Below are 23,465 nucleotides of genomic sequence, written 5' to 3'. Positions count from 1 at the left end.
GCCTTGAGCGGCTTTCTTTTTGCCCGGAGATCCCATGGCAGCGTATCGCTTCTACAACCCGGCCCCGGTCCTGATGGATCTCCTTGGCCTGCAGCCCTGCGCGGGCGGCAGCCTGGCCTTCTACGAGATCGGGACCACCACCCCCAAGAACACCTGGAGTGATTCGGGCAAGACGGTGCTGAACCCCAATCCGGCGCCTCTGGACAGCTCCGGCCGGGTGAACACCAACGTCTGGCTGGACGGGGCGTACTCCGTTCGCCTGCGCGATTCCGCAGGTGTGGTGATCTGGACCCGTGACGTGGACAGCGGGACCGCCGCCGGCCTGACGATCCCCACGCTCGCCAGCGGGCAGTGGCTGACCAACGACGGTTCCAACCTGCTCTGGGGCAGCTTCTTCCAGCTCCCCGACCCGACCGGATCGGATGGGAAAATCCCGGTGGCGAGCGGCGGCGGCTACGTCCTGCAGGCCCAGCCGACCATTCCGACGTTGCCCGTCGTGACCACCGACAACTCCGTGAAGGTGAACAACATCCTGGACCAGTGGGGCGTGGTCAGCATCCCGGCCAGTGGTGCACAGCTGGCGACGGGCACGATCACGTTCCCCACGCCGTACATCGCCGTCCCCAACCTGCAGCTGACGATCAACAAGGGATCGGGCGTGGTCACCGCCGGCTATATCGGTGACATCGGCGCATCGTCGGTGACGCTGACTGGGGCCACGATCAACTGGGATCTGGGAGTGGATGCGGTCAACTCGAACTACAACCTCGGCACCCCGCTGCCGGTCATGTGGCGCGCCATCGGCAAGGTCGCCTCCTGATGGCAAGCCCGAATGACGTTCCGCGAATCTCGGAGCCGATTGCGGGCCAAGGCGGGTATCTGACCCAGGCGTGGCTCAACTTCTTCATGAAGCTGGCCTCGCAGCAGTCCGGTGCGGAGCTGGAGGCGCAGATCCAGGCGCTCGAACAGTTGGTTCAGCAGATCCAGCAGGCTCAGGGCGCCAACCTGCAGATCAATGGCCCGCTGTCGGTCGAAGTGCAGGGTATCCCGGCCAATGGCGTGGTCACGCTGACGCTCAAGGGCGACACCTCGGCGCCGGGCAACACCTACGTGTATGGCACTGGCCCCGCCGGCGGCAAAGGGTGGTATCCGCTGGCAGACGCTATTGCGGTTGCGGCTGGCCAGATTTCGAAGGCGGTGGGTGCCAACGGCGTGGCCACGCTGGGCCTTGATCCGGCGGTTATTGCCTCGCTGGCCAAGGCCGACAGCGCGGTCCAGTCGATCGTGGCCGGCACCGGCGTCACCGTGAACAATGCCGACCCCCGCAACCCGATCGTGTCGGCGCCGGGCGCGACAGGCCTCCCAGAGGCTCCGATCGATGGGAACCCGTACGCCCGCATGGACGCGGCCTGGCAGCAGATCCATGGCCCGGGCTCGCGGTTCTTCCTGATCGAGTACCCGCTGCTCACCGACCAGCTCGGCAACCAGCTCACCGACCAGGCCGGGAACCCGCTGATCGCCAACAGCCCGATCATCCCGCCCGGCTGGCCCAGCATGACGACGATCGTCGTTGCCGCCGCGCCGCAGGTGCTGACGCTCTCCCAGGCCAACGCACTGGCCGGCGTATTGGACGGGCAAGAGGTGCTGATCACCGACCTGGCCGGCGGCCGCGAGCCGTGCTGGTACGACGCCACCATTTCGAGCGGCACGCGCTGGCGCCGCTACTCTGACCGGAGCATCGCGAACTGATGGCCCTCGACCCCTCCATTTCGATCATCCGCGGGCTGCAGGCATCGGTCGACCTCAACGGCCTGACGGTCCGGGTGACGCCCGGCATGTGCTACGTGCCAGGCACTGGCCGCGTGCTGAGCGACGGCACGGCCTCGGTGACGCTGGTGAGCCCGACAGCCAACACGTTCTACCACCTGTACGCCTACGACGCCGGCGGCGGCCTGATGGGCCTGGAGGCCAGCACCACCGCGCCGGATGCCCCGTACCTGGGCACGGCGCGCTGCAAGACGGGCGACCCGACGCGCCGCTACCTGATCTCCGGCCGCACCAACGCCAGCAGCGTCCTGCGCCCGGGCAAGCACACGCGGCCGGCGGAGATGGGCAACCGGGTGATGCTCGACGCGGCCACCGCGGCCGGCAGCATCCCGCTGGGCTTGCTGGCGCTGTTCACGGCCACCAGCAGCACGAACATCGACCTCTCGGCGGTGCTTCCGGTGACCGCCACCCGCGCGATCATCCAGGTGCTGAACCCATCCAGCCGGACGCTGTACGTCTCGCGTTCGGAGCTGGGCGCGGCGTCGGCTACCAATTACCAGTACGTCGCCATCCCCGGCTCATCGCCGGTGCTGGACGTGACCCTCAGTGCCGACCGCAGCTTCAACTGCGTCCTCAGCTCCACCGACATCCTCGGCGGGATCATCGCGATCCTGACCGGCTCTGTGACCATCAACCTGATCGGCTACGAGTTCGATCGATAGGACCCCCACCATGGCCAACGTCAAGTACGCCGATCCCTCGTTCCCCGCCATCACGCCGACCGATGACGATCAGCTCATGTTCCGAACCGCCGCCGGCGCCGACGGCCGCGCGCCGCTGGTCCAGCCCAAGGGCCACATCGATGGCCTGAAGCTGGTCTGGGTATCCGGCACGCAGGTACAGGTCACCTCCGGCGCCGCCTATGTGCCTGGACCGAAGCGCATCGCAGAGTTGGCCTCGGCGGTCACGCTGACGCCGACCCTTGCCGCCAATACCTGGTATCACATCTACCTGACCGTCAGCGGCAGCACGGTGGGCGTGGAGACGGTGACCACCGCTCCCGCCGCCCCCTACAGCGGCACCGCGCGCGCAAAGACCGGCGACACCTCCCGGCGGTACATCGGCAGTTTCAGGACCAATTCTGCGGGGGCTATCTTCAAGTTTGACCACTCTCCTCAGAGTGGGACGTTTGAATATGTGGAGAACATCAGCAGCCCCGATTTCCTCATACTCAACTCTCGCCCAACCTCGGCGGTGAGTGTCTCTGTCGATACTCGTGCACCGGTCACAAGATCGGCGGTTCTTCTCCAGTACCTGAACCTTTGCAACGCCAATGCATACGTAAGCAGCACTGACGGCCCTGTAGTTGCGGATGGATCATGGCGGGACTTCGTCCCCCCCAGCCAGAAGTCATCGATGCCCCTGTCCCTGAGAAGCGGGCAAGATCTGACGGTAATTGTCCCATCATCGTCTAGTGGGCTTCTGTATTTGTGGTGTTCGGGTTTCCGATTCGAGAGGTGATCATGTTCGCAATCACAGACACCGGCTACCGCGCCGTCACCGCGGACATGGCGCTCTCGCCTGGCGAAACCCGCGTCGATGTGCTGCCTGCCGTGCTCCTGACCAAGATCAGGGGCGAGCAGATGAAGGCTGAGCGCAGCCAGCGCCTGCGCAGCACGGACTGGACCCAGATGGACGACGCGCCGCTGAGCCTCGCCGAGAAGCTGGCCTACGGCGTATACCGGCAGGCGCTGCGGGATCTCCCGGCGCTGGCCGGTTTCCCTGACGTGGTTTGGCCGCAGCCGCCCGGCCTGGCCAACGGAGCGGCGGGGGACGGCGGGACCATTCGCATCCCCTGAGACGCCCGGGCGTATCCTGCCCGGCATGCGCCCGCCCTGCGACGACACCGAATTCATGCTTGCGCCCCGGCCACAGGGCTGGGTGCAGCTCGGTCAGACGTGGACGCTCTGGTGGAACGGTCGGCAGATCGCCAACGTCAATCCAGACGCCAAAGGGGCCGCGGTGACCTTGGCCTGCCGGAAGCTGTGGCAGGACAAGCGGGTGCGGGCGGCCAGCATCGGCCAGGGCAAGCGCTACGCCGAGCGGTGGTGCGCGGCCAGGGTTCTGCCGGACCTACCGCTGCGGCAGGCGGTCGAGAGGATCACCGCGAAGGAAGAGCCGGCGCGGCCCGCCCGCACGGCCACAGAGAGGCAGCAGGAGCGGCGCCTGCGCGAGGCGCTGCGTCCCCCTATCGTCCGGTAACCTGTTGATCTGTATGTGCAGCTATTGCCACTTTTGGGGTGGCATCTGGATGGCTAGATTCCTTTCCAGTCAACGAGATAGCACGGAGAGGGGCGCTGCCTGGGGGGCAGAGGGTCGTCGGTTCAAATCCGGCCGTCCCGACCAATGTTGGTAAACGATCAAGGGCTTGCACAGCGATGTGCGGGCCCTTTTTCATTGCGTGCGGGAAACACCGCGCGCGCTGGCGCTGCCGTCAACCGCGCGCCACGCCCGCGCCGGCATCCTCGCAGGTGAAGCGCAACACGGCGTCCAGCAGTGCCTCCAGGCCGTCGGTGTCATACGCACCGAAGCCACTGCCCAGCATCTGCAGCCAATAGCCGTCGGCGGCCAGCCGCGCGACCCGCAGCCTGGGGTCGGTGCGCTCGGCCGGGAGCGCGTCCAGGCGGGCGCCGAGCCACTGCCGCCACTGTTCGGCGAACGCCGGTTCCACCAGCGCGGTGAGGGAGAACCTCGCCCAGCTGCGATCGTCCCTCTGCATCGCCGCGAACGTGGCCCGCACATACGCGCGCGTGAAGCGCCCGTGGGGCGTCGGGTCGCCGGCGAGCAGCGCGTCTATCGCCACGCCGAACTGCGCCAGGCACTCGGCATACGCGGCCTCGAGAAGCGCCTGGCGGTTGGGGAAATGATGGAACAGCGCGCCCTTGCTGACGCCCGCGCGTGCGGCCACGGCGAGCACGGTGACGCTGCCCAGGCCGGCGTGCACGGCCTCCTGCACGACCGCGTCCAGCAGCGCGGCGCGCACGATGTCCGGCTGCCGGCGGCGTGGGGTGGCGCCCATCAATGCGCCGCCGCCTTGGAGAAGGCATTGATCATGACCACGCCCGCGACGATCAACGCCACGCCGGTGACGGCCTGCCAGTCCAGCGACTGCTTGAACACGGTCACGCCGATCACCAGGGTGAGCACGATGCCCACGCCGCCCCAGATCGCATAGGCGATGCCCAAGGGCAGCGTCTTCAAGGCATGGCTGAGCAGGTAAAAGGACACCAGGTAGCACAGGGCCATGCCGAGCGTAGGACCGAGCTTGCTGAACTGCTCGGTCTTCTGCAGCAGCAGGGTGCCGGTGACCTCGGCCACGATGGCGCCGGACAGGAACAGGTACGCAGTGATGAGGGGGGACATGATGTCATCCGTTGTTAGATACCGACCGGGCGGTATGTTACTTGCCTGTGCGATGAATGGCGGATGACCGCGCATTCACGCGCGCCGCTTTCGGGACGGGCGTTGCGGGTCGTCGGCGCGTCGGCGAGCGCGACTTCCAGGTGGCGGGCCCGTTGCGGGGGGCGACGTAGCGGCTACCATGCCGCATGACTACTTCTCCGGCGGATCCAAACGCACCGCGCCTGCTTGGTTTCGACGTGCCCGACCTGCACAGCCGCGTCGACCACGCCGAGGACGAGGCCATCGTGGCCATGCTCGATGTCGAACCCTCGAGCGCGTGGCTGCAGGTCTTCCACGCCCATGTCGATGCCCTGAAGGGCGAACTCGGCCTGGCCGGGGTGGCCATGGAGGGCCGCAGCATCCGCTTCTTCGGCTCCATCGCCGACAGTCGACGCCTGGCCAATGAGATTACCGGGCTGATCAAGGACGTCGCGCAGGCGCTGTCCAGCCAACGCTGACCCTCCGCACGGCGGACCCGCCACGCGATCGCGCGGCGTGGGGCATGCCGTGCGGTTTCCCGTAGCGCAGCCGACCGACGGTCGGCGTTACATTCAAGGTATTGCCATGAACGAACAACCCCCGCCGTACGCCACTCCCAAGAGCCCATTGGCGCAGGCCAAGCGCGTGCGCATTCCGCACTTGCAGCAGATGAAGGAGCGCGGCGAGAAGTGGGCGATGCTGACCGCCTACGACATGTACACCGCGGCGATCTTCGAGGATGCGGGCATCCCGGTGCTGCTGATCGGCGATTCGGCGTCCAACAACGTGCTCGGCAACGACAGCCTGCTGCCGATCACCGTGGACGAGCTGATGCCGCTGGTGCGCGCGGTGAGCCGGTGCACGCGCCGGCCGCTGGTGATTGCCGATCTGCCGTTTGGCTCTTACCAGGCCTCGCCGGAGCAGTGCTTCCACACCGCGGTGCGCTTCATGAAGGAGGGCGGCGCGCATGCGGTGAAACTGGAAGGCGGGATCGAGATGGTGCCGCAGGTGCGCAAGCTGGTCAGCTCCGGCATCCCGGTGATGGCGCACATCGGCTTCACCCCGCAATCGGAGCACCAGTTGGGCGGCTTCCGCGTGCAGGGCCGTGGCGATAGTGGTCCGGTGCTGGTGGAAGCGGCGCGTGCGTTGGAAGCGGCCGGTGCGTTCGCGGTGTTGATCGAGATGGTGCCGGCCGACGTGGCCGCGCAGATCACCGCCGCGGTGTCGGTGCCGACGGTAGGCATCGGCGCGGGCAGCGACTGCGATGCGCAGGTGCTGGTGTGGCAGGACATGGCCGGGCTGCGAACCGGCGCATTGCCGCGTTTCGTCAAGCAATACGCAGACATGCACGGGCTGCTGCAGAAGGCCGCGCGCGAGTTTGCCGCCGAGGTGGAGGCGGGTGTGTTCCCCGGGCCGGAACACGCGTTCCAGTCGTAACCGGCAGGGGCGGGGTGCAGCGCGTCGGGTGGCCGTCCTAGCCGATGGCGCGCAGCACTTCTTCGATCAGAACCACGTAGCAGGCCACGAAGTAGAACTTCAGCAAGGCCGGATGTTGCTTGGTGATAAGCGCGCGCATGGGCGTGAGCAGGAAGGAGTGGACGCCTCGATTGTGACGGAGGCGTGAATTTGTGGCAATGATCACAAATTAAACGCGCTTAGCGAGATGATGAACGTTCATGAGGCCATCTCGATCCAGCGCCAAGTGATTGATATTAAAGGGGTCAATCGGAGTTCAATCGCTCCCGGATGGCCCGTCTCGCCGTCCGGAATGCCTTCAGCGTGTCCCTGCCGCGCCGCGCAGCAGCCGGCGCAGGAGCGCCGCGGCCAGAGTGAGCGGCAGGATGATCGGCCACTGCAGGAGGAACAAGCCGGTGGTGACCTCCCATGTTGTCCAGGTCGTGCCGAATACCTGCGCATCCGGCGGTCCGAGGCGGATCACCGCCAGCGTGGCCAGCACGAATGCCAGGTCCTGCCAGACGCTTGGCCGGCGCAGGCGGGGCAGCCGGTCAACCAGGACCAGCGCGGGCAGGACCACCAGGCTGGCCAGCAACGCATGGATCAGCACATCGCCACGCGCGTAGCCGTAGGGAATCGAGGGCCATGTCCAGCCGAGCCGGTCGCTCACAAGGGCGGCGGTCAGCACGCACGCGAAGGTGACCGACGTGGTGGACAGCACGGCAAGATCGATGGCGGCCTGCCACAGCGTGCGTGCGAGCGTCGGTGGTGATGCAGCGGGCAGGGTCGTCATGCGGGCGTGGGCGGTGCGGGCGGCAATCTCAACAGATTTCGCCGTCGCTGTCGCGCCCGGTTTCCCGCGTGGCGTGCGCAACGTGTAGCGTGATCCAACCGACCACGCCATGACGGAGAACAGGATGATCAGGATGTTGCTCGATGCCGACCTGGACGCTGCAAGCGCGGTGTGCATGCGTGCCTTCCTGATGGCCGTGGCGCCGTCGCTGGCAGCGCACGGCGTGGCGACGTTCCGCATGATCGCCGCGCCGGATGGCTTTGCACAGCGCCGTGACCAGGACAACCTGCAACTGGTGTACGACGCGTCGGGACAGTTGCAAGGCGTCGGCGAACTGAAACAGCGCCGCCACGTGGCGATGCTGTTCGTCGACCCGGCATGCCAGCGCCAGGGCGTAGGCGAGGCGTTGTTGGCCGCGCTGGTCGCGCAGGCACGCACCGAGGTGCTCACCGTCAGCGCCTCGTTGCCGTCGGTGGGTTTCTACGCACGCCATGGTTTCCAGTGCGCCGGCGACGTGGCCGAGTCGGCGGGGCTGGTGTACCAGCCGATGCAACGCACGCTGGTCGCAGGGAGCGGCTGAGTCGCACGCTGCTTCACGCCCTTCGTGCGCGCTGTTCACGAGGGCGGGACGGGCGCGCGACTATCGTGACTGCCTGTCAGTCATCCCGTTCCGGGAAAAAGGATCAGCATGATCAAGTGGGCCATCATTTTCGCCATCATCGGCCTCATCGCCGGCGCGCTCGGCTTCGGCGGCCTCGCCGGTGCATCCATCGGCGTGGCCAAGTTCCTGTTCTGGGCCGGCATCATCATCGCCGTGGTGCTGTTCCTGCTGGGCATGACCATCGCCAAGAAGGTCACCTGAGCAAGAAAGTCACCTCAGCCTGGCCGATGCCCGGCGGCAAACGACGAAGGCCTGCGCAGCGATGCGCAGGCCTTCTGCGTTACTGGAAGAAGAACGACACGCCCAGCCCGGCCTGCAGGTCGGGGCTGTCGTGGTCCAGGCCCACATCGAAGGAGGCGTCCAGTTGCACCGTGCGCGCCACCATCCAGGTGAGGCCGGCGCCGGCGATGGCGGTAGACGGCTCGCCGTCGGTATGCGTGAACCCGGCTTCGATGTAACTACTGACGCGGTCGCTCAGTGCCACGCTCAGGCTCGGCGACCAGGTGACGCTGTCCTCGCCCGCGCCACGGGTGGCATTGGCATACAGTGCGCCGCTCCAGCGGTCGTCAAAGGTGTACTCGTAGCTGGCGCCGAGGGCGTACTGGGTGCCGCCTTCGCTGAAATCGCGGGCGCCGGTGGCGAAACTGCTGCTGGCGAGCAGCGCGAAGGCGTGCCTGTCGGAGGAAGAAGGCAGCGCGATCTTCAGCGCCAGGCCGCTGTCGCCGGCCCCGTTGATGCTGCGCGAGCGGGCGCCGCGCGGGTCCACCTGCAGGTGGTTCCAGGGCGTACTGAACACCTGCAGTTCCACGTGCTCGGCCACGCCGATGCGCAGGTTGAGGTCACTGCTGTACTGGGTGGAACGGGTGCCGTCCTCATCGCGGTCGCGCTCCACGCTGGGCAGGCCCCACTCCAGCGCCACGCTGCCGCGCGGCAGCGTGCTGGGCGAGAAGCCGATGCCGGGGCGGTCGAAGGCGGGGGTCTCCTCGCCGCCGTCCTGCGCCAGGGCAGGTGAGGCGAGCAGCAGCAGGGCCAGGGTGGTGGTCAGGCGCATCGTACGATCTCCGGTAAGCGCGGCAGCTTGGTAGAGCGCGCGCCAAGGGATCGTGAGGGTAGTGACCGAACGCGCTCAGGCGTCTGGCCGGGTCAGGGCCAGCAGTCCATCGAGCAGGCGGTTGGCGCGCGGCCGGCCATCGGCATCGATCGGGTCGGCCAGCGACTGCAGCCAGAAGCCGTGCGCGGCGCGGCGCGCGGCGGTCAGGCGATGGTCGCTGCCTTCGCCGGGATGCTGCAGCAGGCGCCCCTGGATCCAGTGCTTGAGCGCCTGGGCGATCTCGGGATCGGGCCGCCCGCGCGGCGCGCCGGGCCCCGGATCGTTGCGGGCCAGGCAGGCGCGGAAGATCGCGGTGACGTAGGCGCGCGAGAAGCGCCCGTGGATGACCGGGTCCGCTGCGATCAACGCCTCCACGGCGTGATCGAAATCGACGAGGGCCTGGGCGAGCAGCGGATCGCCGCTGCTGTCCTGGGTGCTCATCATCGGGAAGGGTCGGCTCATGCGGGCTCCGTCGGGTGGGGCGAAAATACGGACCGGCGCAGCTAGTGCAAGGCCGGCGGCGCGGCCTGTGGCAGCCGTGGCACGGTGTCGCCGGGCTGCAGCAGGAGGTCGTTGAGCAGCGCGATCACCCGCTCGCCTTCGCCGTTGCAGGCCAGCTCGAAGGTGGTCTGCATGCCCAGCGAGGGCAGCGGGGTGTGCAGGATCCAGTCGAGCACCGCCGTGCGGTTCGGCTCGATGCGCAGGGCCATTTCGGCGACGCGGCGTACGATTCCCTGGCGCATGTCAGAACCCGTAGCTGAGCGAGAGCGCGGCCGCGTCCATGTGGTCGCCACGCGTCATCGGGCTGTCCTTGATCGCGTCGGACAGAACGGAGCGACGCAGCGAGGCCGTCGCGGTCCAGTGCGTGCCCAGCGGCATCACCGCGGTCAGGTCGATGTACGGCGAGACGCCACTGCCGGCACGATAGCGGGCCAGGCCGCTGCGGCGCGCTTCGGCGTCGCTGATGCCGAAGTAGTAGTCGTTGAGGGCGCTGCCGGCATAGTTCACGCCGATCCCGGGCATCAGGGTGACCCGGCCGGTGGGCAACGGATAGGCGTACTTGGCGTCTGCGGCGATGCCACCGCCGTGGCCGCTGACCTCGGCCTGCACGTTGGTCTGCACCAGGCCCCACGATGCGTTGTGGCGCAGCGCCACGCCGGCCATCGCGGAGAAGCCGCGGTTGGACAGCTGGCGCAGTTGCAGGTCGTCGCTGTCCTTGCGCTTGAAGCGCATCATGTACGGCGAGGCCATCAGCGAGACTTCGGTCTGTTCGGTGTCGAACACCTTGTAGCCGATGCTGCCACCGCGCAGGTGGAACCTGCGGCCTTCGTAGCTGATGATCGGTGCCGCGACGGTGTCGGTCCCGTAACCGGCATACGGCGATTTCAACGCCACCACGGCCACGCCGAGGCTGCTGCGCGGCTTGGCGCCCGGCGCCTGGGCCATGGCGCTGCCCGCGGCCAGCCAGGCCACGGTCATCAGCGCGAGCGCGAGCAGATAGGGGCCGATGGCCCGCGGGGCGCCGTCGTTGGCGTTGGGGCGGCAGTGGCCTGCCTGGGGGGAGTCTTCCTTGGAACGCACGCGCGTGTACCTGCAACAGTGGGAATGCCAGACAGGCAGGGTGCCGGGGCTACATTGTCGGAACGTTGCGCCGGGCCGCGCGGTACCATCGGCAGCCGTCGACCCTGTCCCCCACGCCCATGCGCATCCTGCTGCTCGAAGACGATCCGGAACTGGCCAATGCCATCCAGGCCAGCCTGGGCCGGCACGGCATGGTGGTGGACGTGGTGGCCAGCATGGCCCAGGCCGGCGAAGCGCTCAAAGCCGGCGTGCACCAGATCCTGCTGCTGGACCGGCAGTTGCCCGATGGCGACGGCGCCAACTTCGTGCGCGTGGCGCGCAGCCTGGTGCCCAACCTGCCGGTGATCATGCTCACCGCGCGCGATTCGGTGGCCGACCGGGTGGTCGGCCTGGACGTGGGCGCCGACGACTACCTGACCAAACCTTTCGCGGTGGAAGAGCTGCTGGCGCGGATCCGCGCGATCTCGCGGCGGCCCTCGCAGATCGCATTGCCGGTGCTGCTGCTGGGCCGCCTGCAGTTCGATTTCGTCGCACGCGAGGCGACGGTCAATGGCGTGCTGCTGGCGTTGCCGCGCCGGCAGTTGCTGGTGCTCGAAGCGCTGGCGGTACGGCAAGGTCGCACGGTGGCGCGTGCGGCCCTGCTGGAAGCGGTGTACGGTTTCGATGATGCGATCCAGTCCAATGCGCTGGACGCGCACGTGTCCAAGCTGCGCAAGGCGCTGGCCGAGGCGGATGCGCAGGTGGAAATCCACGTCATGCGCGGCATCGGCTACCTGTTGAAGGAGGTGGCATGAAATTCCTCAAGCCCGGGTCGCTGTCCTTCAGCCTTGCCTGGAAGATCATCCTCATCCAGGTGACCATGGTGGCGATGGGCCTGGTCGGCATGGTGCTGATGTATGGCGACAGCGGCGCGGGCTACATCGACTGGAAGATGAGCGAGTCGATCGCCAAGTCGATCCGTGTCGACGGCGATGCGCTGCAGGTGGACTGGGCCGCGCTGGACCGCGCCGCGCAGGACCGACCGGCCACGTTCTGGTTTGCCGCCAGCGACGAGGACGGTCGCCAGCTCACCCACGGCACCGTGCCGGAGGTCTTCCGCCCGCTGGTGGCGCAGCTGCAGTACCTGGAGCCCACCGACATCCGCACGCGCACGCGCGCGGCCGAGCTGGCGATGCGGATCTGGGTCAACGACACGCCGGAGGGACGCGTGCACGTGATGATCGGCGGCATGCCGCATCGCGGGTTGTGGCGGCAGATGCTGGTGGTGATCGGTTACCTCGGTGGCTGGATCACCGTGCCGCTGATCGTGATCACGCTGGTGGTGGCACCGTGGGCGATCCACCGCTCGCTGCGCGGGGTCAACCGGGTGGCCGCGCAGGCGGCGGCGATCCAGATCAACGAGCGTGGCGGCGGCCTGGATACGCACGCGGTGCCGGCGGAAATCTTCCCGCTGGTGGATGCCTTCAATGCCGCCGTGCGGCGCATCGGCGAAAGCTACGACGCGCAGGACCGTTTCCTGGTGGGGGCGGCGCACGAACTGCGCATGCCGATCGCGATCCTGGCCACGCGCATCGACGACCTGCCGCCGGGGCCGGCGCGCTCGCGGCTGCAACGCGACCTGAGCCGACTCAGCAACATCGCCGAGCAGTTGTTGGACCTGCAGCGGCTGGATCACCATCGCAGCCACTCCCAGCGCGTGGACCTGGCCGCGCTCACCCGCGAAGTGGCCGGTGACGTGGCACCGCTCGTGCTCGACGCCGGCTATGCCTTCTCGGTGGATGCACCGGAGGAGCCGGTGTGGGTGCGGGGCGATCCGCATGCGCTGCATCGGGTGGTGGCCAGCCTGTTGCAGAACGCGATCGCCCACGGAGGCGACCGCGGCATGATCGCGGTGGCGCTGCAGGCCGATGGCGTGCTGGCGGTGACCGATGAAGGCTCCGGCGTGCCCGAGCAGGAGCGCCAGGCCATCTTCGAACCGTTCCATCGGTTGCGGCCCAGCGGCAGTGGCAGTGGCCTGGGGTTGTACCTGGCGCGCGAGATCATGCTGCGCCACGGCGGCAGCATTGCGGCAGAAAGCGCAGCCGGCGGCGGCGCGCGCTTCGTGGTGGCATTGGCGGTCGATCGCGGTGCTGCGACGCCGGGCTGAGGCCTGCCCGACTGCGATACGCCCGCACCCGCGGCACCCGCGCGGGGGCGATCAGCGCGACGCGCCCGGGCCATCGTGGCGCGCTGGCGCCGCCGCGCAGTACGCATCGAAGGCGGCCGCGCTGTTGTCGATCTGGCGGGCCTTGGCGAGTTCCCAGGGCCGCTCGCATTGCGCGGTACGCGCGCACCAGCGGTAGCCGGCCGAACCAATGCAGCCGTGGGGGTCACGGTCTGCGCCGGGCATCGGCGGGGCGGGGGAGGGCCCTGCAGCGCCGGGGTGGCTGCAGGCGGTGAGCAGGCTGACCAACAGTACGACGGGAAGGGATCGCCACATGGCCGGAGCTCCTTGTGCAGGTCCGGCCAGCGTAGCGCGTGCAGGGGCGTTGCCGGTTCACTGCCTCATCACCGGGCATGGGCTGTGATCGGGCGCATCACCCCCGCCCTGCCCGGAGACCGCCGATGACGTCTTTCGCGTACGTGCGTCTGTCGCTGCTGGCGCTGGCCCTGTCCGCCGCCGCCGCGGTCGCTCCGGCCGCGGCCTGCACCCGCGTGGTCTACCTGGGCGACCACCAGGATGTGATCACCGCGCGGTCGATGGACTGGAAGAGCGACACTGCCACCCATCTGTGGGTGCTGCCGCGCGGCATCGCGCGCACTGGCCAGGCCGGCCGCCATTCCATCCGCTGGACCGCCCGCTACGGCAGCGTGGTCGCCAGCGCGTACGACGTCGCCACCACCGACGGCCTCAACGAGGCCGGGCTGTCGGCCAACCTGCTGTGGCTGGTGGAGTCCGGGTATCCCGCGGCGCGCGGGCGCAAGCCGGGCCTGGCGATCTCGCTGTGGGCGCAGTACATGCTCGACAACTTCGCCACCGTGGCAGAGGCCGTGGCGGCGCTGCAGCGCGAGCCCTACGCGCTGGTGACCGACAGGGTGCCCGGCGAGACGCGGCTGGCCACCCTGCATCTGTCGCTGTCCGATGCCAGCGGCGACAGCGCCATCATCGAGTACATCGACGGCAAGCAGGTCATCCACCATGACCGCGCCTACCAGGTGATGACCAACTCGCCGGTGTTCGAGCAGCAGTTGGCGCTCAATGCGTACTGGCAGCAGATCGGTGGCACGGTGATGCTGCCTGGCACCAACCGATCGGCCGATCGGTTCGCGCGCGCAACGTTCTACGTCAACGCCATTCCCAAGTCCGAGGACCCGGTGGTGGCGCTGGCCAGCGTGTTCAGCGTGATCCGCAACGTGTCGGTGCCTTACGGCATCACCACCGAAGGCGAGCCCAACATCTCGTCCACGCGGTGGCGCACGGTGGCCGACCACAAGCGAAAGCTGTATTTCTTCGAGTCCGCGCTCACCCCCAACACCTTCTGGGTGGATCTGAACAAGGCCGACTTCAGCGTCGGCGCGCCGGTGCGCAAGCTCGACCTGGGCACCGACCAGCGCAACGTATTCGCCGGTGATGCACTGGCCCGGTTCCAACCCGCGGTCCCATTCGTCTTCCTCGGCACCGGCGACTGACGCCGTAGATTCAGACCAATCCGATATCCCGGCTGCTGTGCCGCCCGTATCGTGCTGCACGTGCGCTTCTTTCCGCACGGATGCGCGCCGCAGGAGCGATCAGCATGGTGATCAGAGTGCAATGCAAGAACCGCCGCTGGCAGGTCATCCACCCGTTGCGTGCCGCCCCGATCGGCTTTGCCAGCGGCGCGGTGGCGTTCGATTTCGCCGACGCGCTGGCCCGTGCGCACCACGACCAGACCGGGCAGGTCAGTGCGGTACGCGTGGAGGCGCTGGGCGCGTTCGTCGATGCGGTGCGTTACGGCGCGGCCGCCGCGACGGACTTACGCGTCGCGGTCGAGGTTGCCACTGAGCCGCTGCAGGAAGCTTGCCAGCAGCATGGTTTCATCGACACTGAAGCCGGCCAGCATGCGGGTGTTGCCGTCGTTGAGGATCTCGCGCGCCTGCGGTAACCGCTGCAGCGCCAGTGGGGTGAGCTCGATGCGCTGCGCGCGCGGGTGGTGGGGATCGGGAAAGCGCTGGATCAGGTGATCGCGCTCCAGCCGTGCCAAGGTCTGCGCCATCGAGGGTTGTTCCACCCGCAGCAGGCGGGCCAGCTCGGCCTGGGTCGCCGCCTTGCCTTGGCGCAAGGCCTCCAGCACCGGCAGGCTGGCCATGCCCAGGCCCAACGGGCGCAGCTCGGTTTCGGCCATCCGGCTCAACTCGCGGGCCACCCGCTTGATCAGGAAAGACGGGACGTTCCTGGGATCGGGACGCTCCATGCGCTCGCTCCGGTCTGTTGACATAGGCGCCTATGATATAGAGCATAGGGTCCTATGTTTAAACCCTGGAGGCGGTCGATGTCCCCGTTCCCCCGTATTGCCATCGTCGGTGCCGGCCCGGCCGGCCTGCTGTTGGCCTGCCGCCTGCACCAGGCCGGCAGGCCGTTCACCCTCTACGAAGCCGACGGCGCCGCCGACGCGCGCAGCCAGGGCGGCATGCTCGACCTGCATGTGGACACCGGCCAGGCCGCGCTGCGCAGTGCCGGCCTGTTCGAGCGTTTCCAGCAGTGGGCGCGCTATGAAGACCAGGGCATGCGCCTGTTCGATGCCGACGGCCGGCTGCTGCTGGAGGACGACGGCCAGGCCGGCGACCGCCCGGAGATCGACCGCGGCCACCTGCGCGACCTGCTGCTGGCGGCGCTGCCGGCCGACACCGTGCGGTGGGGCCACGCGCTGCAGCAGGCTGCGTTCGAGGGCGAGCAGGTCGAGCTGCGGTTCGGCAACGGCCACGTCCAGCGGCATGACCTGGTGGTCGGCGCCGACGGTGCCTGGTCGAGGCTGCGCCCGCTGCTCACCGGGGTGCGTCCGCTGCATGCGGGTATCACGCTGTACGAGCTCTCGCTGCCGGATGTCGACCGGGCCCATCCGCAGTTGGCGGCGCTGGTCGGGCACGGCACGTTGATTGCCAAACGCGGACAGACCACGTTGTTCGCCCAACGCAATGCCGGGGCCCACGTGAGCGTTTACGCCTCGCTGCCGCAGGTGCTGGGCGAGGGCGACCTGGCGCCCCTGTTGTCGCGCGAGGACCTGCTGCAGCAGTTCGCCGATTGGCATCCCGACCTGCGCCGCCTGATTGCCGAAGCCGGCGACGCCGTGCGGCCGTGGCCGATCCACATGCTGCCGGTGGGCCATCAGTGGACGCATCGCCGGTCGCTCACGCTGGTGGGCGATGCCGCGCACCTGATGCCGCCGGCAGGCGAAGGCGCAAACCTGGCCCTGCGCGACGCGGCCGACCTGGCCGACGCCGTGTGCAGCGGGGCGTGGGAGGTGGCCGTACCGGCCCATGAGCAGGTGATGATGGCGCGGGCGGCGGTGGCTGCGGCGAGCGCGCAGCGCCTGCTGGTGGCCAACTCGCCGACGCATCTGCTGGAGGTGCTGGGCGGTGACCCGGCGACGGCCTGACGCGCATCCCGCGGTGGGGCAGGGGGATGTGACGCAAGCCGGCACGGCCCAGTCAGCCAGGCGTCGGTTACCTAAATAGGGGATGAAATCAGCGACTTTCGGCCTATGTCGCGTCCCCTCGCTTTGCCACATCCTGTGTCCCACCACCACACACGGTTCAGAGGCAGGCATGAGGAGCAACGGGATGAAGCACGGAAAGCGCACGTGGATGTGGGCATTGCTGCCCTCGATGCTGCTGTTGGGCGGCGCGGTGCAGGCGCAGTCGTACGGCGGCTACAGCGATGGCCCGGTACGTTGCGAATCGATCAAGGGCCGCACCCAGCAGTGCGCACTGGATGGCCGTGCCCGGCTGGTCCGGCAGATCTCCGGTACGCCCTGCGTGGAAGGGCAGACCTGGGGCCAGGCCCGCAACGGCGTCTGGGTCACTCAGGGCTGCCGTGCCGAGTTCATCGCCGAAGGCCGCGGCCGGGGCGGCGGCTGGGGCAACAACCACGGCGGTAACAACCATGGCGGCAACAACGGGGGCAATTGGGGCGGGCGTGGCGAGCTGCTGACCTGCGACTCGAACAACCGCCGCCGTCAGCGTTGCACGGCCAACGTGCGCAACGAGGCGCGGCTGATTCGCCAGACCTCGGGCACCGCCTGCGTGGAAGGCAGCACCTGGGGCTGGGACCGCACCGGGATATGGGTCGACGGCGGCTGCCGCGGCGAGTTCATGGTCAACTGATCGACCGGGCCGCTGCCGTGCGTAGATTCAGAAAAATCTGATACGGCGCACAGTTTTGATGGAGTACTGTCCGGGGCGGGAAGCCCCGGCTTCCCTGCCGACAGGGGCCGCCGCGCTGCAATGGCGCGGCCTGGCCGCCTCCGGTATGCCGCCTCATGGAGAGAGAGCATCGCATGCTGATCCGCCTGCAACTGGAGCACCGCCTGTGGCGTGTGCTGCACCCGGATAGACTGGAATCCTTCCGCTTCCACGACAGCGCCAAGGCGTTCGATTTCGCCGATGCGCTGGCACGCCTGCACCACACCGAAACCGGCCACCGCAGCTCGGTGCGGGTGGAAGCCAGCGGCGCGTACGTGGAGGCGGTGCGCTACGGTTGAGGCCCGCGCGGCGGCACACGCGCGGACACCAGAGCGGCCGCGTCGAGACGACGCGGCCGCTTGCCGTGTGGCCGCTACGGACCGTGGGCCGACGGCCCTGGATCAGCCAGCGGCGCTGAGCGGGCGGCCGTTGCCGGCCAGCTGCGGCCAGCGCTTGAGCACCGCCGCACGGATGCCGGCGGCATCGATGCCGGCTTCGGCCAGCAGGTCTTCGCGGCTGGCGTGGTGCTGGAAGCTGTCGGGCAGGCCCAGGTGCAGGATCGACTTGAGCACGTCCTCGGCATTGAACAGCTCGGCCACGCCGGAGCCGGCGCCGCCGGCCACCACGTTGTCTTCGATGGTGACGAAGCCGTCGTGGGTGCGGGCCAGTTCCAGCAGCAGGGCACGATCCAGCGGCTTGATGAAACGCATGTTGACCACGCTCAGGCCCAGTTCGCGGCCCACCGCTTCGGCGGCCGGCACGGTGCTGCCGAAGGCCAGCAGGGCCACGCGGCTGCCCTGCTCGCGCAGGTCGGCCTTGCCGATTTCCAGCGTGGACAGATCGGTGCCGGCCGCCACGCCGGTGCCGCTGCCACGCGGGTAGCGCACCGCCGCCGGGCCGGTGTAGGCCAGGCCGGTGCTGAGCATCTGCCGGCATTCGGCTTCATCGGCCGGCGCCATCACCACCATGTGCGGCACGCAGCGCAGGAAGCTCAGGTCGAGGTTGCCCGCATGGGTGGCGCCATCGGGGCCGACCACGCCGGCACGATCGATCGCGAACAGCACGTCCAGTTCCTGCACGGCCACGTCATGCACCAACTGGTCATAGGCGCGCTGCAGGAAGGTGGAGTAGATCGCCACCACCGGCTTGGCGCCCTGGGTGGCCATGCCCGCGGCGAGCGTCACCGCATGCTGCTCGGCAATGGCCACGTCGAAGTACCGGTCCGGGTACTCCTTGCTGAAACGCACCAGGCCCGAGCCTTCGCGCATCGCCGGGGTAATGCCCAGCAGCTTCGGCTCGGCCGCGGCGGCATCGCACAGCCAGTCGCTGAACACATCGGTGTAGGTCGGCTTCTTGGCGCCGCCCTTGGAGACCAGGCCCTTGTCCGGGTCGAACGGGCCCACCGCGTGGTAACCGATCTGGTCACCCTCGGCACGCTCGTAGCCCTTGCCCTTGGTGGTCATCACGTGCAGCAGCTTCAGGCCCTTGAGGCCCTTGAGCGTCTTCAGCGTGGCCACCAGCGCCGGGATGTCGTGGCCATCGATCGGGCCGGTGTAGTGGAAGCCCATTTCCTCGAAGAACGTGGAGGGCACGAACATGCCCTTCCAGTGCTCTTCCCAGCGCTTGACGAAGCGCGCGGTGGGGTTGTTCTTCTTGTCGCCGAGGATCTTCTTGCCGCCTTCGCGCAGCGCGTTGAGCGTGCGGCTGCCGGTGGCGCGGCCGAGCATCTTGGTCAGCCCGCCGACGGCCTCGGAGATGGACATGTTGTTGTCGTTGAGGATCACCAGCAGGTTCGGCTCGTTGTCCATGCCACCGGCATGGTTGAGCGCCTCGTAGGCCATGCCGGCGGTCATCGCGCCGTCGCCGATCACCGCCACGACCTTGCGGTCGTCACCGGCGGCCTGGCGCGCGATGGCCATGCCGAGTGCCGCCGAGATCGAGGTCGAGGAGTGGCCGACGCCAAAGGTGTCGAACTCGCTTTCCTCGCGCTTGGGGAACGGCGCCACGCCGTCCTTCTGCTTGACCGTGTGGATCGCATCGCGACGGCCGGTGAGTATCTTGTGCGGGTAGGTCTGGTGGCCCACGTCCCAGACCAGCTGGTCGATCGGGGTCTGGTAGAGATAGTGCAGTGCCACGGTCAGTTCGATCACGCCCAGCCCGGCGCCGAAGTGGCCGCCACTCTTGCCGACCGACTCGATCAGGTAGGCGCGCAGTTCATCCGCGATGGCGGGAAGGTCGGACTCGTCGAACCTGCGCAGGTCATCCGGTGACTGGATGCGCGACAGGCGGGGATAGCGGGCGGAATCGATCATGTTTATCGCGCTTCTTCTGAGCGCCTATTTTCCCCCCCAAACTCGGGTGGGGCAAGCAAACCGCCTTTGCAGTGAGCAAACGGTGAGCGCGCCTGCGACAGTCGGTCGCAGGGTTCAGTCGGCCAGCTTGGAACGTTTGGGCAGTTGCGCCTTCAGGAACGCCATCTGGTCGGCCAGGATGTTGCGGTTGGACAGGATCATGTGTTCGATCCAACTGGGGCGGTACGGCACCGCCAGCAGGGGCATGCCCGCCTGCTGCGGGGTACGGTCGCTCTTGCGCGAATTGCAGTGGAAGCAGGCGCTGACCACGTTCTCCCAGACATCCCGGCCGCCCTTGGAGATCGGCATGACGTGGTCGCGGGTCAGCTGTGGGCGGTGGAACTGCTGGCCGCAGTACAGGCACAGGTGCGCGTCGCGGGCGAACAGCGCCTGGTTGGACAGGTTCGGGGTGGGATCGAGCGCGCGCGAGCGGGCGTGGCCGCGCGCGGCGATGATCGGGTGCAGGTCCATGCCGCTGCGCAGCCCGGTCAGTCGGCTGGTGCCGCCGTGGATGTGCAGGCACGGGTCGCCCAGGGTCCAGGCGACGGCATCACGGGCGTAGAGGCAGGCGGCGTCCTGCCAGTTGATCCAGTCCAGCACGCGGCCATGCGCGTCCAGGGACAGCAGGCGCACGCTGCCGGGACGATGCAGGGGGGCGAGGGGCGATACTTCGTCGACCGGGGCGGACGAGGCTCCGGTATCGATCAGACCTAGGCGTGTAGTGTCTGTCTCCATCGGGAAAACAGCTTATACCCGAATCGTTACGAATTGGGTATAGGCGCTTGCGTGCCTGTACCCAATTGGTAACGATTCGGTAGGCATTCCACCTAAACCCCGCGCCCTTGGCGCGCCCAACGCGACCGCCTGTGGCGACCGCGTTCCGCGCATTCCACCTAAACCCCGCGCCTTTGGCGCGCCCAACGCGACCGCCTGCGGCGACCGCGTTCCGCGCATTCCACCTAAACCCCGCGCCGTTGGCGCGCCCAACGCGACCGCCTGTGGCGACCGCGTTCCGCGCATTCCCCCTAAACCCCGCGCCTTTGGCGCGCCCCCTTTAACAAAAAGGGGGCTTTTCTCCAGATGGGGTGTCGGTGGTGCCGACCAGCGGTCAGCACCTGGCCGGAGTGACAGCCGTGGTGGTATTCAGTGACCGTGGGTCGGTGGGTCGGTGGGTCGGTGGGTCGGTGGGCCGGTGCGGTGCTCAGGCTTCGCCGAAATGCGCGTCTTCCATGGCCATCAGCGGGGCGGCGCCGGACTGGATCGCGGCGGCGTGGCTGAGGGTGCGCGGGAGGACGCGGGCGAAGTAGAAGCGGGCGGTTTCGCGCTTGGCCTGCTTGAACGTTTCGCTCTGCGCGGAGGCCTCGGCGGCGGCGACGCTGCGGGCCCACCAGTACGCCAGCACCACATAACCCGAATAGAACAGGTAATCGAAGCTGGCCGCGCCGAGTTCGTCCGGGTTGCCGGCCGCGCGCTGCAGGGTGGCCAGGGTCAGCGTGCCCCATTCGTCGGCCTTGGCACGCAGCGGGGCGATGAACTCGGCGAGCGCTTCATTGCCTTCGTTGGCCTGGGCGAAGGCCTCGATCTCGGCCAGCATCAGCTTCAGCCCGGCGCCCTGGCTGGAGGCGGTCTTGCGCCCGATCAGGTCCAGCGCCTGGATGCCGGTGGTGCCTTCGTACAGCGTGGTGATGCGGGCATCGCGGGCCAGCTGTTCCATGCCGTGCTCACGGATGTAGCCGTGGCCGCCGAAGCACTGCAGGGCGTTGTAGGTGTTTTCGATGCCCCATTCGGTCTGGCAGGCCTTGGAGATCGGGGTGAGGAAGCTGACCAGGGTATCGGCGCGCTCGCGCTCGCCGGCGTCCTCGGCGTGGTGGGCGACATCGACCAGGGTGGCCGCGTGCAGGGCGAGCAGGCGGCTGCCTTCGACCAGCGACTTGATGGTGAGCAGCATGCGGCGCACGTCCGGGTGGACCAGGATCGGGTCGGCCGGCTTGTCCGGGTTCTTCGGGCCGCTCAGCGAGCGCGACTGCAGGCGTTCACGGGCGTACTTGAGGGCGTTCTGGTAGGCACGCTCGGACAGGCCGATGCCTTGCAGCCCGACACCCAGGCGCGCGGTGTTCATCATGGTGAACATGGCCTGCAGGCCCTTGTGCGGCTGGCCGACGAGGTAGCCTTCGGCGCCATCGAAGTTCATCACGCAGGTGACCGAGCCCTTGATGCCCATCTTGTGTTCGATCGAACCGCAGCGCAGCGCATTGCGTTCGCCGACCTTGCCGTCACGGTCGACCTTGAACTTGGGGGTGACGAACAGCGAGATGCCCTTGGCGCCGGCGGGGGCGTCGGGCAGCTTGGCCAGGACCAGGTGGACGATATTGTCGGTGAGGTCGTGCTCGCCGGCGGTGATGAAGATCTTGGTGCCGGTGATGGCATAGCTGCCGTCGGCGTTCGGTTCGGCCTTGGTCTTGAGCAGGCCGAGGTCGGTGCCGCAGTGCGGTTCGGTCAGGCACATGGTGCCGGTCCAGCGGCCCTCGATCAGCGGCTTGAGGAAGGCGTCCTGCTGCCAGGCTTCGCCGTGCTGCTTGAGCGCTTCGATGGCGCCATGGGAGAGCAGGGGGAAGTTGCCCCAGGCCAGGTTCGCGGCGTTGATCATTTCGTTGAGCGGCACGCCGAGGGTGTGCGGCAGGCCCTGGCCGCCGAGTTCGGGCGCGGCGGTAAGGCCGGTCCAGCCGCCCTCGACGAACTGGGCGTAAGCCTGCTTGAAGCCGGGCGGGGTGGTCACTTCGCCGGTCGCCTGGTCAAGCGCGCAGCCGATTTCGTCGCCGACGCTGTTGAGCGGGGCGAGCACGGTGGCGCTGAAGCGGCCGGCTTCGTCGAGGACGGCATCGACGACGTCGGCGGTGGCGTCGGCAAAGCCGAGGCGGGCGAACAGGGGTTCGACCTTGAGCACGTCATGCAGGGCGAAACGGATATCGGAAAGCGGTGCGGTGTAGCTGCTCATCGTCAGGTCTCGATCAGGTGCAAAGGGGGGCCGGGGAAGCGGGGGTCAGCGCAGCACGCCGGGCAGGCCGGGGGCCTGGTTGAGGGTGCTGCGGCTGTCGACGTCGAAGCTGCGTTGTTTCTTTTCCTGCGGGGTGGCGCTGACCGTGCCCTTGAGCGCGTACGCGAGGGTGCGATTGCCGGCGAGGGCATCGGCGACGACCAGGCGGGCGCCGGAGGCGGGCTGGAGCTGGAGGGTGATGACGTCGGCGGAGACGCCGCCGATGGAGAGGGCGGGTCGGGTGGCCAGGGTGCCGGCGGTTTCGTCGCCGACGGTGAGGGTGAGGTTGACGTCATCGAAGTGCATGGGCATGGAGCTGAAATTCTGCAGGCGCAGGGCGACGTCCCATCCGCCGTCGGCGCGGACGGTGAGCTGCTGGACGCTGGCGGCCGGGGGCGAGACGCGCTTGACGACGCCGCTGTTGCAGGCGGCAAGGGCGATGGCGGTGGTGGCGGCCAAGGCGATCATCAGGGCGGTACGGAAGCGGTGGTGCATGGGCGCAATCCTCGTGCGGGTGCTGCGTGGGCCAAAGCATACTACGGCGTATGGTGGTTTTGATGGCTTTGGGTGGGTGGGGGGTTTGAGGGTAGTGGGTGTGGGGTGGGTTTTGTTTTTTTCGACGGCGGGGCGGGTGCAACGGCGACGGCGACGGCGACGGCAGGGCAACGGCAACCGCAACGGTAGGGCAACGGCAGGGCAACGGCAGGGCAACGGCAACCGCAACGGCAACCGCAACGGCACAGAGCCAGGGCGGGTTCCGGATCGGTGGGAGGGGGAGGGGGGGGGGGGGGGGGGGGGGGGGGGGGGGGGGGGGGGGGGGGGGGGGGGGGGGGGGGGCGGGGGGGGGGGGGGGCGGGGGGGGGGGCGGGCCGGGG

29 protein-coding genes and 1 pseudogene are annotated in these 23,465 nt (G+C 68.4%); 17 read left to right on the top strand and 13 right to left on the bottom strand.

Annotated elements, in window-relative coordinates; genetic code table 11:
• Window positions 1–34 precede the first annotated feature (34 nt).
• From M2421_RS07760 to M2421_RS07735, 6 genes are read left to right on the top strand one after another with little or no spacing between them, the layout of a single operon-like run.
• Window positions 35–820: a hypothetical protein gene (locus tag M2421_RS07760; protein WP_259205223.1), complete on the top strand. Its 786-nt coding sequence runs from the start codon at window positions 35–37 to the stop codon at window positions 818–820.
• Window positions 820–1,749: a hypothetical protein gene (locus M2421_RS07755; protein WP_259205220.1), complete on the top strand. Its 930-nt coding sequence runs from the start codon at window positions 820–822 to the stop codon at window positions 1,747–1,749. The genes M2421_RS07760 and M2421_RS07755 overlap by 1 nt, the downstream gene beginning before the upstream one ends.
• Window positions 1,749–2,489 carry a hypothetical protein gene (locus M2421_RS07750; RefSeq protein WP_259205216.1) on the top strand — a complete coding sequence of 247 codons (741 nt, stop codon included), beginning with the start codon at window positions 1,749–1,751 and terminating at the stop codon, window positions 2,487–2,489. The genes M2421_RS07755 and M2421_RS07750 overlap by 1 nt, the downstream gene beginning before the upstream one ends.
• Window positions 2,490–2,499: 10 nt before the next feature.
• Window positions 2,500–3,288, top strand: coding sequence for a hypothetical protein (locus M2421_RS07745; RefSeq protein WP_259205202.1), 789 nt, complete (start codon window positions 2,500–2,502; stop codon window positions 3,286–3,288).
• Between the two features lie 2 nt (window positions 3,289–3,290).
• Complete coding sequence (locus M2421_RS07740) at window positions 3,291–3,626, top strand: tail fiber assembly protein (protein WP_259206506.1); 336 nt, start codon at window positions 3,291–3,293, stop codon at window positions 3,624–3,626.
• 25 nt (window positions 3,627–3,651) lie between these two features.
• The gene (locus M2421_RS07735) at window positions 3,652–4,029 is read left to right on the top strand and encodes a hypothetical protein (protein ID WP_259205187.1); all 378 of its coding nucleotides are present in this window, start codon (window positions 3,652–3,654) and stop codon (window positions 4,027–4,029) included.
• A gap of 232 nt (window positions 4,030–4,261) precedes the next feature.
• On the opposite strand, the gene M2421_RS07730 is transcribed toward M2421_RS07735, so the two are convergent.
• Both M2421_RS07730 and M2421_RS07725 read right to left on the bottom strand, forming a co-directional pair.
• The gene (locus tag M2421_RS07730; protein ID WP_259205184.1) at window positions 4,262–4,846 is read right to left on the bottom strand and encodes a TetR/AcrR family transcriptional regulator; all 585 of its coding nucleotides are present in this window, start codon (window positions 4,844–4,846) and stop codon (window positions 4,262–4,264) included.
• On the bottom strand, window positions 4,846–5,190 hold the full coding sequence (locus M2421_RS07725; protein WP_345780464.1) for a multidrug efflux SMR transporter: 345 nt from the start codon (window positions 5,188–5,190) through the stop codon (window positions 4,846–4,848). Before M2421_RS07725 ends, M2421_RS07730 begins: the two co-directional genes overlap by 1 nt.
• 185 nt (window positions 5,191–5,375) lie before the next feature.
• On the opposite strand from M2421_RS07725, the gene M2421_RS07720 reads away from it, so the two are divergent.
• Together M2421_RS07720 and panB are read left to right on the top strand one after the other, a co-directional pair.
• Window positions 5,376–5,687, top strand: coding sequence for a hypothetical protein (locus M2421_RS07720; protein ID WP_259205158.1), 312 nt, complete (start codon window positions 5,376–5,378; stop codon window positions 5,685–5,687).
• A 106-nt stretch (window positions 5,688–5,793) separates the two neighbouring features.
• Complete coding sequence (gene panB / locus M2421_RS07715; RefSeq protein WP_259205155.1) at window positions 5,794–6,645, top strand: 3-methyl-2-oxobutanoate hydroxymethyltransferase; 852 nt, start codon at window positions 5,794–5,796, stop codon at window positions 6,643–6,645.
• Window positions 6,646–6,982: 337 nt separating this feature from the next.
• On the opposite strand, the gene M2421_RS07710 is transcribed toward panB, so the two are convergent.
• Entirely contained in the window at window positions 6,983–7,633 is a 651-nt protein-coding gene (locus M2421_RS07710; RefSeq protein ID WP_259205132.1) for a hypothetical protein, read from the bottom strand.
• Between M2421_RS07710 and M2421_RS07705 the strand changes: the two genes are divergently transcribed.
• Window positions 7,632–8,036 (top strand): GNAT family N-acetyltransferase, encoded by a 405-nt coding sequence (locus tag M2421_RS07705; protein ID WP_259205130.1) that lies wholly within the window; start codon window positions 7,632–7,634, stop codon window positions 8,034–8,036. The genes M2421_RS07710 and M2421_RS07705 overlap by 2 nt on opposite strands.
• A 108-nt stretch (window positions 8,037–8,144) precedes the next feature.
• Window positions 8,145–8,318 carry a DUF1328 domain-containing protein gene (locus M2421_RS07700; RefSeq protein ID WP_259205127.1) on the top strand — a complete coding sequence of 58 codons (174 nt, stop codon included), beginning with the start codon at window positions 8,145–8,147 and terminating at the stop codon, window positions 8,316–8,318.
• Between the two features lie 79 nt (window positions 8,319–8,397).
• Here the strand turns inward: M2421_RS07700 and M2421_RS07695 are convergent, their stop codons facing one another.
• From M2421_RS07695 to M2421_RS07680, 4 genes are all read right to left on the bottom strand, one after another.
• Window positions 8,398–9,168 carry a transporter gene (locus M2421_RS07695; RefSeq protein WP_259205125.1) on the bottom strand — a complete coding sequence of 257 codons (771 nt, stop codon included), beginning with the start codon at window positions 9,166–9,168 and terminating at the stop codon, window positions 8,398–8,400.
• A gap of 75 nt (window positions 9,169–9,243) precedes the next feature.
• Complete coding sequence (locus M2421_RS07690) at window positions 9,244–9,669, bottom strand: hypothetical protein (protein WP_259205119.1); 426 nt, start codon at window positions 9,667–9,669, stop codon at window positions 9,244–9,246.
• A 41-nt stretch (window positions 9,670–9,710) separates the two neighbouring features.
• Window positions 9,711–9,950 (bottom strand): hypothetical protein, encoded by a 240-nt coding sequence (locus M2421_RS07685; protein WP_259205116.1) that lies wholly within the window; start codon window positions 9,948–9,950, stop codon window positions 9,711–9,713.
• Between the two features lies 1 nt (window position 9,951).
• A complete protein-coding gene (locus tag M2421_RS07680; protein WP_259205113.1) occupies window positions 9,952–10,788 on the bottom strand; it encodes a MipA/OmpV family protein in 837 nt (278 codons plus the stop codon).
• Between the two features lie 119 nt (window positions 10,789–10,907).
• On the opposite strand from M2421_RS07680, the gene M2421_RS07675 reads away from it, so the two are divergent.
• Both M2421_RS07675 and M2421_RS07670 read left to right on the top strand, forming a co-directional pair.
• Window positions 10,908–11,582 carry a response regulator transcription factor gene (locus M2421_RS07675; protein ID WP_259205093.1) on the top strand — a complete coding sequence of 225 codons (675 nt, stop codon included), beginning with the start codon at window positions 10,908–10,910 and terminating at the stop codon, window positions 11,580–11,582.
• Window positions 11,579–12,934 carry a HAMP domain-containing sensor histidine kinase gene (locus tag M2421_RS07670; protein ID WP_259205092.1) on the top strand — a complete coding sequence of 452 codons (1,356 nt, stop codon included), beginning with the start codon at window positions 11,579–11,581 and terminating at the stop codon, window positions 12,932–12,934. Before M2421_RS07675 ends, M2421_RS07670 begins: the two co-directional genes overlap by 4 nt.
• A 51-nt stretch (window positions 12,935–12,985) precedes the next feature.
• Here the strand turns inward: M2421_RS07670 and M2421_RS07665 are convergent, their stop codons facing one another.
• Window positions 12,986–13,267 (bottom strand): peptidase, encoded by a 282-nt coding sequence (locus M2421_RS07665; RefSeq protein WP_259205091.1) that lies wholly within the window; start codon window positions 13,265–13,267, stop codon window positions 12,986–12,988.
• Between the two features lie 125 nt (window positions 13,268–13,392).
• On the opposite strand from M2421_RS07665, the gene M2421_RS07660 reads away from it, so the two are divergent.
• A complete protein-coding gene (locus tag M2421_RS07660) occupies window positions 13,393–14,457 on the top strand; it encodes a linear amide C-N hydrolase (RefSeq protein ID WP_259205090.1) in 1,065 nt (354 codons plus the stop codon).
• A gap of 104 nt (window positions 14,458–14,561) precedes the next feature.
• Window positions 14,562–14,762: pseudogene (locus tag M2421_RS07655) on the top strand (hypothetical protein); the annotation flags it as partial.
• A gap of 18 nt (window positions 14,763–14,780) precedes the next feature.
• Here the strand turns inward: M2421_RS07655 and M2421_RS07650 are convergent.
• The gene (locus tag M2421_RS07650; RefSeq protein WP_259205081.1) at window positions 14,781–15,218 is read right to left on the bottom strand and encodes a MarR family transcriptional regulator; all 438 of its coding nucleotides are present in this window, start codon (window positions 15,216–15,218) and stop codon (window positions 14,781–14,783) included.
• A gap of 78 nt (window positions 15,219–15,296) precedes the next feature.
• Here M2421_RS07650 and M2421_RS07645 point away from each other — a divergent pair, with 78 nt between their 5' ends.
• The 3 genes from M2421_RS07645 (at window position 15,297) to M2421_RS07635 (ending at window position 17,504) form a co-directional block, all read left to right on the top strand.
• Window positions 15,297–16,400, top strand: coding sequence for an NAD(P)/FAD-dependent oxidoreductase (locus M2421_RS07645; protein ID WP_259205072.1), 1,104 nt, complete (start codon window positions 15,297–15,299; stop codon window positions 16,398–16,400).
• Window positions 16,401–16,584: 184 nt separating this feature from the next.
• Window positions 16,585–17,127: a DUF3011 domain-containing protein gene (locus M2421_RS07640; protein WP_259205071.1), complete on the top strand. Its 543-nt coding sequence runs from the start codon at window positions 16,585–16,587 to the stop codon at window positions 17,125–17,127.
• Between the two features lie 173 nt (window positions 17,128–17,300).
• A complete protein-coding gene (locus M2421_RS07635; protein WP_259205065.1) occupies window positions 17,301–17,504 on the top strand; it encodes a hypothetical protein in 204 nt (67 codons plus the stop codon).
• A 102-nt stretch (window positions 17,505–17,606) separates the two neighbouring features.
• Here the strand turns inward: M2421_RS07635 and dxs are convergent, their stop codons facing one another.
• From dxs to M2421_RS07615, 4 genes are all read right to left on the bottom strand, one after another.
• Window positions 17,607–19,517: a 1-deoxy-D-xylulose-5-phosphate synthase gene (dxs, locus tag M2421_RS07630; protein ID WP_259205063.1), complete on the bottom strand. Its 1,911-nt coding sequence runs from the start codon at window positions 19,515–19,517 to the stop codon at window positions 17,607–17,609.
• Between the two features lie 114 nt (window positions 19,518–19,631).
• Complete coding sequence (locus M2421_RS07625) at window positions 19,632–20,291, bottom strand: HNH endonuclease (RefSeq protein WP_259205056.1); 660 nt, start codon at window positions 20,289–20,291, stop codon at window positions 19,632–19,634.
• Between the two features lie 466 nt (window positions 20,292–20,757).
• Window positions 20,758–22,551, bottom strand: coding sequence for an acyl-CoA dehydrogenase C-terminal domain-containing protein (locus tag M2421_RS07620; protein WP_259205054.1), 1,794 nt, complete (start codon window positions 22,549–22,551; stop codon window positions 20,758–20,760).
• 45 nt (window positions 22,552–22,596) lie between these two features.
• Window positions 22,597–23,085 carry an LEA type 2 family protein gene (locus M2421_RS07615; protein WP_259205050.1) on the bottom strand — a complete coding sequence of 163 codons (489 nt, stop codon included), beginning with the start codon at window positions 23,083–23,085 and terminating at the stop codon, window positions 22,597–22,599.
• Between the last annotated feature and the right edge of the window lie 380 nt (window positions 23,086–23,465).

This window comes from Stenotrophomonas sp. BIGb0135, from assembly GCF_024810105.1.
GTDB lineage: Bacteria > Pseudomonadota > Gammaproteobacteria > Xanthomonadales > Xanthomonadaceae > Stenotrophomonas > Stenotrophomonas maltophilia_AB.
The sequence above is the reverse complement of the archived record's forward strand: the minus strand, read 5'-3'. Positions and strand labels throughout refer to the sequence as shown.

What these genes read in the sequence shown, in the direction of transcription:
- M2421_RS07760 (WP_259205223.1), top strand. Translation starts at nt 35, where the DNA reads ATGGCAGCGTATCGCTTCTACAACCCGGCCCCGGTCCTGATGGATCTC.
- M2421_RS07755 (WP_259205220.1), top strand. Translation starts at nt 820, where the DNA reads ATGGCAAGCCCGAATGACGTTCCGCGAATCTCGGAGCCGATTGCGGGC.
- M2421_RS07750 (WP_259205216.1), top strand. Translation starts at nt 1,749, where the DNA reads ATGGCCCTCGACCCCTCCATTTCGATCATCCGCGGGCTGCAGGCATCG.
- M2421_RS07745 (WP_259205202.1), top strand. Translation starts at nt 2,500, where the DNA reads ATGGCCAACGTCAAGTACGCCGATCCCTCGTTCCCCGCCATCACGCCG.
- M2421_RS07740 (WP_259206506.1), top strand. Translation starts at nt 3,291, where the DNA reads ATGTTCGCAATCACAGACACCGGCTACCGCGCCGTCACCGCGGACATG.
- M2421_RS07735 (WP_259205187.1), top strand. Translation starts at nt 3,652, where the DNA reads ATGCGCCCGCCCTGCGACGACACCGAATTCATGCTTGCGCCCCGGCCA.
- M2421_RS07730 (WP_259205184.1), bottom strand. Translation starts at nt 4,846, where the DNA reads ATGGGCGCCACCCCACGCCGCCGGCAGCCGGACATCGTGCGCGCCGCG.
- M2421_RS07725 (WP_345780464.1), bottom strand. Translation starts at nt 5,190, where the DNA reads ATGTCCCCCCTCATCACTGCGTACCTGTTCCTGTCCGGCGCCATCGTG.
- M2421_RS07720 (WP_259205158.1), top strand. Translation starts at nt 5,376, where the DNA reads ATGACTACTTCTCCGGCGGATCCAAACGCACCGCGCCTGCTTGGTTTC.
- panB (WP_259205155.1), top strand. Translation starts at nt 5,794, where the DNA reads ATGAACGAACAACCCCCGCCGTACGCCACTCCCAAGAGCCCATTGGCG.
- M2421_RS07705 (WP_259205130.1), top strand. Translation starts at nt 7,632, where the DNA reads ATGCGTGCCTTCCTGATGGCCGTGGCGCCGTCGCTGGCAGCGCACGGC.
- M2421_RS07710 (WP_259205132.1), bottom strand. Translation starts at nt 7,633, where the DNA reads ATGCACACCGCGCTTGCAGCGTCCAGGTCGGCATCGAGCAACATCCTG.
- M2421_RS07700 (WP_259205127.1), top strand. Translation starts at nt 8,145, where the DNA reads ATGATCAAGTGGGCCATCATTTTCGCCATCATCGGCCTCATCGCCGGC.
- M2421_RS07695 (WP_259205125.1), bottom strand. Translation starts at nt 9,168, where the DNA reads ATGCGCCTGACCACCACCCTGGCCCTGCTGCTGCTCGCCTCACCTGCC.
- M2421_RS07690 (WP_259205119.1), bottom strand. Translation starts at nt 9,669, where the DNA reads ATGAGCCGACCCTTCCCGATGATGAGCACCCAGGACAGCAGCGGCGAT.
- M2421_RS07685 (WP_259205116.1), bottom strand. Translation starts at nt 9,950, where the DNA reads ATGCGCCAGGGAATCGTACGCCGCGTCGCCGAAATGGCCCTGCGCATC.
- M2421_RS07675 (WP_259205093.1), top strand. Translation starts at nt 10,908, where the DNA reads ATGCGCATCCTGCTGCTCGAAGACGATCCGGAACTGGCCAATGCCATC.
- M2421_RS07670 (WP_259205092.1), top strand. Translation starts at nt 11,579, where the DNA reads ATGAAATTCCTCAAGCCCGGGTCGCTGTCCTTCAGCCTTGCCTGGAAG.
- M2421_RS07665 (WP_259205091.1), bottom strand. Translation starts at nt 13,267, where the DNA reads ATGTGGCGATCCCTTCCCGTCGTACTGTTGGTCAGCCTGCTCACCGCC.
- M2421_RS07660 (WP_259205090.1), top strand. Translation starts at nt 13,393, where the DNA reads ATGACGTCTTTCGCGTACGTGCGTCTGTCGCTGCTGGCGCTGGCCCTG.
- M2421_RS07650 (WP_259205081.1), bottom strand. Translation starts at nt 15,218, where the DNA reads ATGGAGCGTCCCGATCCCAGGAACGTCCCGTCTTTCCTGATCAAGCGG.
- M2421_RS07645 (WP_259205072.1), top strand. Translation starts at nt 15,297, where the DNA reads ATGTCCCCGTTCCCCCGTATTGCCATCGTCGGTGCCGGCCCGGCCGGC.
- M2421_RS07640 (WP_259205071.1), top strand. Translation starts at nt 16,585, where the DNA reads ATGAAGCACGGAAAGCGCACGTGGATGTGGGCATTGCTGCCCTCGATG.
- M2421_RS07635 (WP_259205065.1), top strand. Translation starts at nt 17,301, where the DNA reads ATGCTGATCCGCCTGCAACTGGAGCACCGCCTGTGGCGTGTGCTGCAC.
- dxs (WP_259205063.1), bottom strand. Translation starts at nt 19,517, where the DNA reads ATGATCGATTCCGCCCGCTATCCCCGCCTGTCGCGCATCCAGTCACCG.
- M2421_RS07625 (WP_259205056.1), bottom strand. Translation starts at nt 20,291, where the DNA reads ATGGAGACAGACACTACACGCCTAGGTCTGATCGATACCGGAGCCTCG.
- M2421_RS07620 (WP_259205054.1), bottom strand. Translation starts at nt 22,551, where the DNA reads ATGAGCAGCTACACCGCACCGCTTTCCGATATCCGTTTCGCCCTGCAT.
- M2421_RS07615 (WP_259205050.1), bottom strand. Translation starts at nt 23,085, where the DNA reads ATGCACCACCGCTTCCGTACCGCCCTGATGATCGCCTTGGCCGCCACC.